This window comes from Saccharothrix espanaensis DSM 44229 (assembly GCF_000328705.1).
GTDB classification, from domain to species: domain Bacteria; phylum Actinomycetota; class Actinomycetes; order Mycobacteriales; family Pseudonocardiaceae; genus Actinosynnema; species Actinosynnema espanaense.
Genome location: NC_019673.1, coordinates 2,937,121 through 2,949,153 on the forward strand (window position 1 = coordinate 2,937,121; position 12,033 = coordinate 2,949,153).

The following is a 12,033-nucleotide window of genomic DNA, read 5'->3' on the forward strand; positions in this document are numbered from 1 at the left end:
GGCCGGCATCGTGGTCGGGTACACACGTTCGAAGGTCGCTCGATCGGGTCATGAGTGCTCGACGCGCGCCGCGGGAATGGGAGCAGTGGTGGACGAGCGCACCATCGCGGGCCGGTACCGGTTGACGGACCGGATCGGCGCGGGTGGCATGGGTGTGGTCTGGCGGGCCGAGGACACCCGGCTGCGGCGGATCGTGGCGGTCAAGGAACTGCTGACCCGCAACGGTTTCGACGCCGACTCGGCCAAGCGGGCGGTGCGCGAGGGCCGGATCGCCGCGCGGCTCCAGCACGCCAACGTGATCGCGCTCTACGACGTGGTCGAGGACGACGACCGGCCGTGGCTGGTGATGGAGTACCTCCCGTCGCGCAGCCTGGCCGCGGTGCTGGCCGACCGGGGCACCCTGACGCACGACGAGGTGCGCCGGATCGGGCAGCAGCTCGCCGCCGGCCTCGCCTCCGCGCACGACGCCGGCGTGATCCACCGCGACGTCAAGCCCGGCAACGTGCTGGTGACCGAGTTCGGCACGGTGAAGGTCACCGACTTCGGCACCTCGCGGGTCGCCGGCGAGGGCACGCTCACCGCGTCCGGGATGCTCGTCGGCACGCCCGCCTACCTCGCGCCGGAGGTCGCGCTCGGCGCCGAGCCGGGCTTCCCGTCCGACGTGTTCGGGGTCGGCGCGACGCTCTACGCGGCGCTGGAGGGCGCGCCGCCGTTCGGGGTGGACGGCAACCCGATCCTGCTGCTGCACCGGGCGGCCGAGGGCAAGTACCCGCCGCCGGAGAACGCCGGACCGCTCGGGCCGGTGCTGGCCCGGCTGCTCGACCGCGACCCGGAGAACCGGCCCACCATGGCCGAGGCGGTGCGGATGCTCGCCGAGGGGTCCGCGGAGCCGGTCACCGTGGTGGCCGAGGCCCTGCCCTTCGCCGCCGCGACCCGGATCGTGCTGCCGGTGCTCGACCCGCCCGCCGAGACCGGCCCGTCCGAGCCGCTGCCGGCTCCCGCGCCGCCCGCCGAGCCCGCGGCCACCGCCGCGGACGAGCAGGCGGCCGGCCTGCCCGAGACCGTCCCGCCGCTCGCGCCGCCCGCCGTGCCGATCCCGGCGGCGGACGCCCCCGCCGGGACGACCGTCTCGGCCGAGCCGGTGGCCACGAACCCAGCCACAACCCCGGCCGAGGCGGACCCCACCGACGCGGACCCCGCCGGGACGGACCCGGCAGAGACCGACTCGGCAGAGACGACGCCGGCCAAGACGAAGCCGGCCACGCTGCCGGTCGCGACGACCCCGGCGACCCCGCCGGCCAAGACCAAGGTGGCGACCCCACCGGTCGAGCCGCCGCCCGCCGGACGGCCCGACGGCGAGTCCGACGGTGTCCGGCGGCGGGTCGTGCTGATCGTCGCCGCGCTGGTGGTGCTGCTGGGCGTGGTGGTGGTGGTGCTCCTCAGCCACGACGGCGAGACGCCCCTCGACCAGCCCGGCGGTTCCACGGCGACCGGCGCCACCCAGCCGACCGGCCAGGACCAGCCGACCGGCGAGCAGCCCACCGGTGGGCAGCCCACCAGCGGGCAGGACCAGCCGACCGGGCAGACGACCCAGGAGACCACCCAGGAGACCACCACCGCGCCGCCGACGACGACCACCCCGGCCCAGCCGACCGGCCCGGACCAGGCGCTGACCGACTACTACGCGTTGCTGCCCGGCAACACCGAGGTCGCCTACACCAGGCTGACCGACCGCTTCAAAGCCGGTCGCACCCTCACCCCGGCCAAGTACCGCGACTTCTGGTCGCGGGTGGCGAGCGCGCCGCTGAGCGAGGTGCGGGTGGACGGCGACAAGGTGACCGCGCGGGTGACCTACAACTACCGCGGCGGGGGCAGCGAGTCCGAGGTGAACGTCTACACCCTGGTCCGGGTCGGCGACGGGTGGGCGATCGACCAGCAGGACACGATCGGCTGAGCGCCGCACGATGTCCGGTGTCCTGACCGCCGCGCCGTGCCTTTTGCGCTAATGCGGCTCGCACAACGGAAGCGTTCGCGCGCGGCGGGGCGGAGTTAGGCTGTGAGGCCCGCCGGGGGCGGTGTCGACGCCGGTCGGGGCGGCGTTTCACCAGGTGGGCGCCGTGTGGACGGGTGGTGTCCACATGATGGAATCACGAACGGGTGAAGGGCGTCCGAAGTTGATCTTTCGGTATGCTGGGCGGCCTGGGAGCGAGAGGCGCTGCAACGGATGCGAATCCGCCACGCTCGCCCCGGGGACCACCGGACAAGGGCGCCTTCCATGTCAATGGGAGGTGTCCGGATGAACGGTTCGGCGAAGATCGACGCCCTGCGGCAGCTCATGGACCGCCGCGTGGCCGTGCTCGACGGCGCGTGGGGCACCATGCTCCAGAACGCCGGCCTCACCCCTGCGGACTACCGGGGCGACTTCCTGCACGACCACCACAAGGACGTCGCCGGCGACCCCGACCTGCTCAACATCACCCGCCCGGACGTGATCCTCGACGTCCACCGGCAGTACCTCGCGGCGGGCGCGGACATCACCACCACCAACACCTTCACCGCCACCGGCATCGCCCAGGCCGACTACGGGCTGGAGTCGCTGGTCCGCGACATGAACGTGCAGGGCGCGCGGCTGGCCCGGCAGGCGGCCGACGAGGTCGGCGGGCGGTTCGTCGCGGGCTCGGTCGGCCCGCTCAACGTCACCCTGTCGCTGTCGCCCCGGGTCGACGACCCGGCCTACCGCGCGGTGACCTTCGACCAGGTCAAGGCCTCCTACGCGGAGCAGATCGCGGCCCTGGACGAGGGCGGCGTCGACCTGCTGCTGGTCGAGACCATCTTCGACACGCTCAACGCCAAGGCCGCCATGTCGGCCGCCCGCGAGGTCGCGCCGCACCTGCCGCTGTGGATCTCGGTGACGATCGTCGACCTCAGCGGCCGGACGCTGTCCGGGCAGACCGTCGAGGCGTTCTGGCGGTCCATCGAGCACGCCGAGCCGCTCGTGGTGGGCGTCAACTGCTCGCTGGGCGCGACCGAGATGCGCCCGCACGTCGCCGAACTGGCCCGGATCGCCTCCGCCTACACCGCGGCGCACCCCAACGCGGGGCTGCCCAACGCGTTCGGCGGCTACGACCAGACCCCGGACGAGACCGCCGAGCTGCTGCACGAGTTCGCCGACGCCGGCATCGTCAACGTGGTCGGCGGGTGCTGCGGCACCACGCCCGAGCACATCGCGCGCATCGCCGCGGCGGTCAAGGACCTGACCCCCGGCCGGGAGGCGACCGGGCCCGCCCCGGCCACCTCGTTCAGCGGGCTGGAGCCGTTCACCATCGGCGCGGACACCGGGTTCGTGATGATCGGCGAGCGCACCAACGTGACCGGCTCCAAGCGGTTCCGCCGGCTGATCGAGGCCGACGACCACCAGGGCGCGGTGGACGTGGCGCTGGAGCAGGTCCGCGGCGGGGCGAACCTGCTCGACGTCAACATGGACGCCGACCTGCTCGACAGCGAGGAGGCGATGACGACCTTCCTCAACCTCATCGCCACCGAACCCGAGGTCGCCCGCATCCCGATCATGATCGACAGCTCCCGGTGGAGCGTGCTCGAAGCGGGCCTCAAGTGCGTGCAGGGCAAGGGCGTGGTCAACTCGATCAGCCTCAAGGAGGGCGAGGAGCCGTTCCTGGCCCAGGCCCGCGCGATCCGCGACTTCGGCGCGGGCGTCGTGGTCATGGCGTTCGACGAGCAGGGCCAGGCCGACACCGCCGACCGCAAGGTGTCCATCTGCGGCCGGGCCTACGACCTGCTGGTGCAGCAGGTCGGGTTCCGGCCCGAGGACATCATCTTCGACCCGAACGTGCTCGCCGTGGCGACCGGCATCGCCGAGCACAACGGCTACGCCAAGGAGTTCATCGAGGCGCTGCCCCGGATCAAGCAGCGCTGCCCCGGCGCGCGCACCAGCGGCGGCATCTCGAACCTGTCGTTCTCCTTCCGCGGCAACGACGTCATCCGCGAGGCGATGCACTCGTCGTTCCTGCTGCACGCGGTGCGCGCGGGGCTGGACATGGGCATCGTCAACGCCGGCCAGCTCGCCGTCTACGAGGACATCCCCCAGGACCTGCTGGAACTGGTCGAGGACGTGCTGTTCGACCGCCGGCCGGACTCCACCGACCGGCTGGTCGCCCACGCCGAGACGGTCAAGGGCTCGGGCACCAAGCGGGTCGCCGACCTGGCGTGGCGGGAGGCCCCGGTCGAACAGCGGCTGTCGCACGCGCTGGTGCACGGGATCGTGGACTTCATCGAGGAGGACACCGAGGAGGCCCGGCAGAACGCCGCCCGGCCGCTGGAGGTCATCGAAGGTCCGCTGATGGACGGCATGAAGGTGGTCGGCGACCTGTTCGGCGCGGGCAAGATGTTCCTGCCGCAGGTGGTCAAGAGCGCGCGGGTGATGAAGCGCTCGGTGGCGTACCTGGAGCCGTACATGGAGGCGGAGAAGGAGAAGGCCCGGCTGGAGGGTCGGGTCGACACCCGGCGCGGGCCCGGCAAGATCGTGGTGGCCACGGTGAAGGGCGACGTCCACGACATCGGCAAGAACATCGTCGGCGTGGTCCTGGGCTGCAACAACTACGAGGTGATCGACCTCGGGGTGATGGTGCCGTCGTCGGTCATCATCGACACGGCGGTGGCCGAGGGCGCGGACGCGATCGGCCTGTCCGGGCTGATCACGCCGTCGCTGGACGAGATGGTCACGGTGGCGTCGGACATGCAGCGCCGCGGCGTGAAGCTGCCGCTGCTGATCGGCGGCGCGACCACGTCCCGCCAGCACACGGCGGTCCGCGTCGCGCCCGCCTACGAGGGCACGACCGTGCACGTCCAGGACGCGTCGCGGGTGGTCGGCGTGGTGTCCGAGCTGCTGGACGCGGGCCGGTCGGACGCGCTGACCGCGCGCAACCACGCCGAGCAGGACCGGCTGCGCAAGCAGCACGAGGAGCGCCGCAGCGTGCCGCTGCTGACCTACCCGAAGGCCCGGGAGAACCGGGAGGTGGTGGACTTCGCCGACCTGCCGGTGCCGGACTTCACCGGGGTGCGGCTGGTCGAGCCGGACATCGAGGTGCTCCGGGAGATGATCGACTGGCAGTTCTTCTTCCTGGCCTGGGAGGTCAAGGGGAAGTACCCGGCGATCCTCGACGAGCCGGTGGCCCGCGAGCTGTTCGACGACGGCAACGCCCTGCTGGACGAGATCATCGCGACCGGGGCGTTCCAGGCGCGCGGCCTGCTCGGCTTCTGGCCCGCCACCTCCGACGGCGACGACCTGGTGCTCGACGGCGGCCGGGTGCGGCTGCCGATGCTGCGCCAGCAGACCACCAAGCCGCAGAGCAGGCCCAACCGGAGCCTGGCGGACTACGTCGCGCCCGAGGGCGACCACCTGGGCGGGTTCGCGGTGGCCGTGCACGGCGCGGAGGTGCTGGCCGCGAAGTACGAGGCCGAGCAGGACGACTACCGGTCGATCATGACCAAGGCGCTGGCCGACCGGCTGGCCGAGGCGTTCGCCGAGCACATCCACCTCCAGGCGCGGCGGATGTGGTTCGAACCCGGCGCGGAGCCGTCGCTGGCGGACCTGCACGCGGAGCGCTTCCGCGGCATCCGGCCCGCGATGGGCTACCCGGCCAGCCCCGACCACAGCCTCAAGCAGCCGCTGTTCGACCTGCTGGGCGCGGAGCGGGCCGGGTTGGCGCTGACCGAGTCGTTCGCGATGACGCCGGCGGCGGCGGTGAGCGGGCTGATCTTCGCGCACCCGGCGTCGCGGTACTTCAACGTCGGGCGGATCGGCCGCGACCAGGTGCAGGACTACGCGAAGCGGCTGGGCACGTCGGTGCGGGAGGTCGAGCGCTGGCTGCGCCCGAACCTCGCCTACGACATCGACTGAGCCCGGCGTAACGGGCCGTCCGGCCGGGGCGATGCACGGTCGACGCCGAGTTCCGGCGTCGACCGCCACCGCCGAACGGGACCCGATGCTGGACGACGCCATTCGCAAGGCCGCCGCCGAAGCCGACCGCCGGGACGCGGCCCTCAAAGCCAGGCAGGACCGGGCGGACGCGGTGGCCGAGGTCGCCGTGCCGAAGATCCTGGCGCTGCTGGCCGATGGCCGCGACCGGCTGCGCGCGGCGGGCGTGCGGCCGGTGCAGGTCATCGCGCCGCGCAAGTCGACGCTGTTCCGCCCGGCGGGCTACGCCCCGCGCGCCGCGGTCTGGCAGGTGGGCGAGGTCGCCATCAGCCTCGACGACCAGGTGTTCCGGCTCAGCACCACCCTGCACGCGGTGCGGGACCGGCGTGCCGCCCGGGACCGGGGCCTGGCCGTGGGCGACGTGTACGCGGTGCTCGGGTCCCCGCTGTTCCTGCGGGGGTCGGCCGGGGCCGAGGAGGTCGCGCTGCGCGACTGCGTGTCGGTCGGGCGCGGCGGCTCCGGGCTGTTCCACGCCGGTCTGACCGGCGGCATCACCGTGCACACCTCGTCCGAGCCGGACGTGTACACGCCGCTGGAGGACGTCATCGCGGCGCAGGTGGTGGCGGCCACCCGGCGGTGACCGGGTGGCCGCCGGGTGGGTCAGAGCCCGCCGGCGAGGCGTCGGCGGGTGGCGCGTTCGACCAGGATCGCCGCGAACGACGTGATCCGGGAGCCCGCCAAGCGGGAGGACTCCTCACGGCGCAGGCGGCGGATCTCCTCGGCGGGGACGGTGGGGTGGTGGTCGATCAGGCGGGCGTCCACGGCGGCCAGGTGGTCGTCGGGGTGTTCGGCGGCGAAGTCGTCGGCGGTCTTGCTCAACGGGTGCCTCCTGTTCACGGCGGGCCCCCTCGGAGTAACCAGACCAGGTAAATTCCGGAGAAACGCAGGATGAACCGACGGTGGGTCCCGTGGTTGCTTCGACCGGGCGCGGGGGACTTCGCGGACGGACCGCCGAACTGCGGGTGAACGGGTGTGCGAGTCGACGCCGAACCGGGCGCGGCGTGGACTAGCGTCCGGCCGTCGAGAGGAGACCGTCGTGACTGACCGCGGCGACCGCATCGTGGCCGTGCTCCAGGACGCGTTCGCGGACCTGATGTCGGCCGACCCGGCCGCCTTCCGCCACAAGTTCCGCAAGATGGCGGCCGAGCCGTTCACCTTCTACCGGGGCAGCGCCTGCCTGTTCTACGCCGACATGGCCGACGAGCCCGACGAGTGGGCCGACGAGCGCACCGGCCGGGTGTGGATCCAGGGCGACCTGCACGCGCAGAACTTCGGCACCTACATGGACGCCGAGGGCCGGCTGGTGTTCGACGTCAACGACTTCGACGAGGCCTACCTCGGGTCGTTCACCTGGGACGTCCGCCGGTTCGCGGCCAGCCTCGCGCTGCTGGGCTGGCGCAAGGCGCTGCCCGACCACACCATCGCCGACCTGGTGCGCGCCTACGTCTCGGCCTACGTCCGCCAGGTGCGCGCGTTCGCCGAGCACCCCGGTGACGAGCTGTTCGGCCTGCGGCTGGACAGCACGGACGGCGTCCTGCACCGGGTGCTGCTGCGCGCCCGGCTGGCCACCCGCGTCGGCCTGCTGGACCAGAAGACCGCGGTGGTCGACTACGAGCGCCGCTTTCGCCGCGACCGCGAGGGGATCCGCGAGCTCGACGACGCCGAGCGGGCCAGGGCGGTGACGGCGTTCGAGGCGTACCTGGACACCATCCCGAGCGGCAAGCGGGCCGCGAGCAGCCTCAGCTACGCGGTCAAGGACGTGGTGGGGCGCTTCGGGTTCGGCATCGGGTCGGCCGGGCTCTCGGCGTACAACGTGCTGGTGGAGGGCCGCACCCAGGCGTTGGAGAACGACGTCGTGCTGTCGATGAAGCAGGCGAGCGTGGCCGCGCCCAGCCGGATCGTGGCCGACGAGCGGATCCGCCGCTACTTCACCCACCACGGCCACCGCACCGCCGTGTCGCAGCGGGCGTTGCAGGCGCACGCGGACCCGTGGCTGGGGCACACCACGATCGACGGCGTCGGGTACGTGGTGGCCGAGCTCTCGCCGTACGAGTCCGACCTGGACTGGTCGGACCTGACCGAGCCGGCCGACATGCTGCCGGTGCTGGAGTACCTGGGGCGGGCGACCGCGAAGATGCACTGCGTGGCCGACTCGGACTCCGACCAGACCCTGGTCGACTTCCAGGTCGAGGAGGCCATCGCGCACGTGGTCGGCGACCGGGAGGCGGAGTTCACCGAGTCCATGGTGGAGTTCGCGCTGCGCTACGCCCAGCGCACCCGCGAGGACCACCGGCTGTTCGTGGAGGCGTTCCGCGACGGCCGGATCAAGGGCGTGGAGTCGACCGCGCGCTGACCCCGCGTGACCGGCGTTCAGCCCACCGGGTCGGGGTGTCGCCGTGCGGGAGGCGGGGGTCGTGGTCCACGTTGGACGGACGGGGCCCCGCCCCACCGCCGAACCAGGGATGACACCACATGACTCGACGTCTCACCGCCCGGATCACCGTTCTGGCCACCACCGCGGCACTCGCCCTGGCGATCGCCGCCGCGCCGGCGTCGGCCGCCGAGGGCGTGCTCCTGCTGTCCGGTCGCGCCATCGAAGACCCGCGCGGCTGCTACGACGTGTACGGCTACGAGGAGATCCGGAACCTGACCGACGAGAACGTCCTCGTCTTCGACGACCGCGACTGCGAAGGCCGGCTGGTGCAGATCATCGGGCCGGACGGTGTGGGCGACGACCTCGTCCGCGACCGTGGCCGCAGCGTCTTCGTCGCCTGACCACGACGGGCGGCGGCACGGTCCACCGACCGGACCGCCGCCCGTTCGGGTGCTACGCGGGCTCGCCGCGCAGCGGACGGCCAGGGAGGGCGTCGACCTGCACGTCCCCGTCGCGCACCACGAAGGTGCCGGCCACCAGCAGGTGCCGGACGCCCACCGACGGCCGGACGGGGTCGAGGTAGGTGGCGGTGTCGGTGATCCGCTCCGGGTCGAGCACGACGATGTCGGCGTCCGCGCCCACCCCGAGGTGGCCCTTGGCCACCGCGCCGGGCGCGATCGGGTCGAGCACCCGGGCGGGCAGCCAGGAGCACCGCCGGAACGCCTCCAGCCACGACCACGTGCCGGTCTCGCGGACCATCAGGCGCAGCGACTTGGCGAACGTGCCCGCCGTGCGCGGGTGGGTGCGGCCCTTCGGCGGCAACGGCCACTCGCGGCGTTCGTGGGTGCCGTCCGGCCACAGGACCGGCATGGCGTCGCTGGCCACGATCGAGTCCGGGAAGGCCAGCGCGCGGTGCAGCATCGCCGCGTCGGCCGGGTTCTCCTCGTCGACGAAGGACACCACGCACAGCGCGCCGGGATCGGTCTCCCGCAACTGCCTCAGCCGGCCCACGTCGGCGACCCGCTCACCGGTCTCGACCATCATGATGTCGCCCGGCGTGATGTCCCACGCCGCCAGCCGTTCGGGCGCGAGGAAGAACGCGCCGATGCCGGTGCTGCCCGCGCCGTACGGGTAGGCCTCCACGGTCACCCGCGACCCCTCCGCGCGGGTCTTCTCCAGCAGGCCCAGCACCCGGTCGACGTGCCGCCGGGACGTGCTGTTGACGTGGCAGTGGTGCATCGACGCGCCGGTCTCGACGGCGGCCCGGACCACCTCGAACGACCCGTCCACCGGGGTGTCCGGGTTCGACTCGACCAGTTCGCGCACGTGGGTGTAGATCGGCGCGTTGGCCCGCGCCGCCATCGCGGCCACCGCCAGGTACTCGGCCGGGTCGGTGTCGGGCGCGTAGCCGAGCAGCACGCCGACGCCGAGCGCGCCCGCGCCGATCTCGCGCTCCAGCACCGCCACCCACGCCGCCAGCTCCGCCGGGCTGGAGGACCGCTGCCAGCGGGGGTCGCCGAGCAGGTGCAGGCCGCTGCGGAAGTCGGCGTCGGGCTCCAGCCCCATCAGCACCTGCGCGCGGGCCGCGCCCCACGACGCGGAGAAGCCGTAGTTGAGCGGCCGGCCCTCCCAGGCGGCCCGCGCGTAGGCGCGGCCGATCGGGGTCAGGCCCGCCTCCAAGTCCAGCGCGGTGGTCACGCCGTCCAGTCCTTGGAGGCGGTGGCCCGCGATGCTGTGCACGTGGCTGTGCAGGTCGACGAACCCGGGCCCGACGACCAGCCCGGTGACGTCCACGACCGGCACGCCGCCGGGGGCGGGCAGCGACGGCCCGACCGCGGCCACCTTCCCGTCCCGCACCAGCACGTCCGCGACCCGGTCGACACCTGTGCCGGGATCGAGCACCCGGCCGCCACGCAGCAGCACCATGCCGCCAGTCCACCACGCGGCGGTCCGCCGGCACGTCGTCGCGACCGACAAGCCGGCGAGGTCGGGTTGGTGCGTTCCCCCGATGACCCGGCTCGCCGGGGAGCGGGACGCTCGACCAAAGATCCGCGCACGAGAGGAACCCCGCATGGCGGACGCCACCGTGCTCGCCGGTGCCGACTGGCAGGCCCGGCTCGACGACCTCGCCGCACGCCACCGGGTGCCCGGCTTCCAGGTGGGCCTGCTGACCCCGGAGGGCGGGGTGCGGGTGCCGGCGGCGGGCCTCGCCGACCCCGACCACGGCCCGGAGATCACCGTCCGGCACCTGCTCACCCACACCAGCGGCATCGACGGCGACCTGCTCCGGTTCGCCGCGCACCTGCGCGACGACGTCGGGCTCACCGGCGAGCGGATCCTGTCCGCCGAGTCGGCCCGGCTGGGGCGGCACGGCGGCCGCGCACCACAACGGCAGCACCAGCGGCCGGCTCGCCGAACTGGTCTCGTTCCCCGAACCGGGGTGGCGCTGTGCGTGCTCACCGCCCGCAACGGCGCGCGGCGCGAATTCGCCCTGCTCACCCACCTGGGTGTCGATCACGTGTTCGCCGGTCGGCTGTTCGGGCGCACCGGCTGACGGCGGTGTTGTCCGATCCCACTACCCGGCGGTGGAAGTTCGGTCGGATCGTCCGACGAAGTGATCTGGGTCGCAAACGCAGGATTGCCGCATGTCCACCCCAACACTCGACGTCGACGCCGGGGCCCCACCGGGGGAGCGGGTGCCCGACGCGGTCCGACACCCGCTGGCGCGCTACCTGGCCCGCCGGCTCGGCCGGCTCGTGGCGTCGGTGGTCGTGCTGGTCACCGCCGCCTACCTGATGGTCCGGCTGCTGCCCGGCGACCCGGCGCGGCTGTCGCTGGGCGCGGAGGCGACCGCGGAGCAGGTGGCGCGCCGGCGCACGGAGCTGGGGCTGGACGAGTCGATCCTCACCCAGTACGCGCGGTTCTGGGCCGACCTGTTCCAGGGCGACCTGGGGCTGTCCTACAGCAAGCGGCTGCCGGTCTCGGAGGTCATCGCGCAGCGGATGCCCGCCACGCTGGAGCTCTCGCTGCTGGCCATCGTGGTGATCCTGGTGGTGGGGGTGCCGCTGGGGATGTTCGCCGCCGAGGCCGTCCGGGGTGGGCGGAACAAGGCGTTCGACGCGGTGTTCTCCGCGGTGACCGGGTTCGTGACGGTCGTGCCGGTGTTCGTGGTGGCCGCGGTGCTGATCCTGGTGCTGTCGGTGAACGCCCGGCTGCTGCCGGTGGCCGGGCAGTCCGGGCCGGACTCGTACGTGCTGCCGGTCGCCGCGCTCGCGTTCGGCGCGGTGTGCGCGCTGGCCCGGATCGTGCGGGCGGCGACGCTGACCGTGCTGGACACCGACTACGTGCGCACCGCCCGCGCCAAGCGGATGAGCCGGACCCGGCTGTACCTGCGGCACGTGCTGCCCAACCTGCTCGCGCCCACGCTCACCACGGCCGGCCTGGTGCTCGGCTCGCTGGTGGCGGGCAGCGTGTTCGTGGAGACGGTGTTCGCCTGGCCCGGCATCGGGCAGGTGGTGGTCGGCTCCATCACCCAGCGGGACTACCCGCTGGTGCAGGGGATCGTGCTGGTCTACGGCGCGCTCATCCTGGTGGTCAACCTCGTGGTGGACCTGCTGATCGGGTTGTTCGACCCGCGCTCCCGCATCGCTACGGTCTAGGGCGG

At 73.2% G+C, this 12,033-nt stretch carries 9 protein-coding genes; 7 read left to right on the plus strand and 2 right to left on the minus strand.

Annotation, left to right across the window (positions count from 1 at the left end):
- Positions 1 to 88: 88 nt before the first annotated feature.
- The 3 genes from BN6_RS47775 to BN6_RS13470 all read left to right on the plus strand — a co-directional run bounded on the left by BN6_RS47775 (position 89) and on the right by BN6_RS13470 (position 6,575).
- Entirely contained in the window at positions 89 to 1,954 is a 1,866-nt protein-coding gene (locus tag BN6_RS47775) for a serine/threonine-protein kinase (RefSeq protein WP_231905277.1), read from the plus strand.
- A gap of 342 nt (positions 1,955 to 2,296) precedes the next feature.
- On the plus strand, positions 2,297 to 5,917 hold the full coding sequence (metH, locus tag BN6_RS13465; protein WP_041312718.1) for a methionine synthase: 3,621 nt from the start codon (positions 2,297 to 2,299) through the stop codon (positions 5,915 to 5,917).
- Positions 5,918 to 6,002: 85 nt separating this feature from the next.
- Complete coding sequence (locus tag BN6_RS13470; RefSeq protein WP_015100202.1) at positions 6,003 to 6,575, plus strand: hypothetical protein; 573 nt, start codon at positions 6,003 to 6,005, stop codon at positions 6,573 to 6,575.
- Between the two features lie 20 nt (positions 6,576 to 6,595).
- Here BN6_RS13470 and BN6_RS13475 read toward each other — a convergent pair whose 3' ends face one another.
- Entirely contained in the window at positions 6,596 to 6,814 is a 219-nt protein-coding gene (locus tag BN6_RS13475) for a three-helix bundle dimerization domain-containing protein (protein ID WP_041312720.1), read from the minus strand.
- A gap of 274 nt (positions 6,815 to 7,088) precedes the next feature.
- Between BN6_RS13475 and BN6_RS13480 the strand changes: the two genes are divergently transcribed.
- Positions 7,089 to 8,348: a DUF2252 domain-containing protein gene (locus BN6_RS13480; protein WP_085983597.1), complete on the plus strand. Its 1,260-nt coding sequence runs from the start codon at positions 7,089 to 7,091 to the stop codon at positions 8,346 to 8,348.
- A gap of 119 nt (positions 8,349 to 8,467) precedes the next feature.
- A complete protein-coding gene (locus BN6_RS13485) occupies positions 8,468 to 8,770 on the plus strand; it encodes a hypothetical protein (protein WP_015100205.1) in 303 nt (100 codons plus the stop codon).
- Between the two features lie 52 nt (positions 8,771 to 8,822).
- Here the strand turns inward: BN6_RS13485 and BN6_RS13490 are convergent, their stop codons facing one another.
- Positions 8,823 to 10,295, minus strand: a complete 1,473-nt coding sequence (locus tag BN6_RS13490) for an amidohydrolase family protein (protein ID WP_015100206.1) — start codon at positions 10,293 to 10,295, stop codon at positions 8,823 to 8,825.
- A 145-nt stretch (positions 10,296 to 10,440) separates the two neighbouring features.
- Here BN6_RS13490 and BN6_RS13495 point away from each other — a divergent pair, with 145 nt between their 5' ends.
- Together BN6_RS13495 and BN6_RS13500 are read left to right on the plus strand one after the other, a co-directional pair.
- Positions 10,441 to 10,923, plus strand: a complete 483-nt coding sequence (locus BN6_RS13495; RefSeq protein ID WP_015100207.1) for a serine hydrolase — start codon at positions 10,441 to 10,443, stop codon at positions 10,921 to 10,923.
- A gap of 91 nt (positions 10,924 to 11,014) precedes the next feature.
- Positions 11,015 to 12,028, plus strand: a complete 1,014-nt coding sequence (locus tag BN6_RS13500) for an ABC transporter permease (protein ID WP_015100208.1) — start codon at positions 11,015 to 11,017, stop codon at positions 12,026 to 12,028.
- The last annotated feature ends 5 nt before the right edge of the window (positions 12,029 to 12,033 follow it).

Excerpts from the sequence above, each read along its gene's own strand:
- metH (WP_041312718.1), top strand. The coding sequence starts at position 2,297 with ATGAACGGTTCGGCGAAGATCGACGCCCTGCGGCAGCTCATGGACCGC.
- BN6_RS13470 (WP_015100202.1), top strand. The coding sequence starts at position 6,003 with ATGCTGGACGACGCCATTCGCAAGGCCGCCGCCGAAGCCGACCGCCGG.
- BN6_RS13480 (WP_085983597.1), top strand. The coding sequence starts at position 7,089 with ATGTCGGCCGACCCGGCCGCCTTCCGCCACAAGTTCCGCAAGATGGCG.
- BN6_RS13485 (WP_015100205.1), top strand. The coding sequence starts at position 8,468 with ATGACTCGACGTCTCACCGCCCGGATCACCGTTCTGGCCACCACCGCG.
- BN6_RS13490 (WP_015100206.1), bottom strand. The coding sequence starts at position 10,295 with ATGGTGCTGCTGCGTGGCGGCCGGGTGCTCGATCCCGGCACAGGTGTC.
- BN6_RS13495 (WP_015100207.1), top strand. The coding sequence starts at position 10,441 with ATGGCGGACGCCACCGTGCTCGCCGGTGCCGACTGGCAGGCCCGGCTC.
- BN6_RS13500 (WP_015100208.1), top strand. The coding sequence starts at position 11,015 with ATGTCCACCCCAACACTCGACGTCGACGCCGGGGCCCCACCGGGGGAG.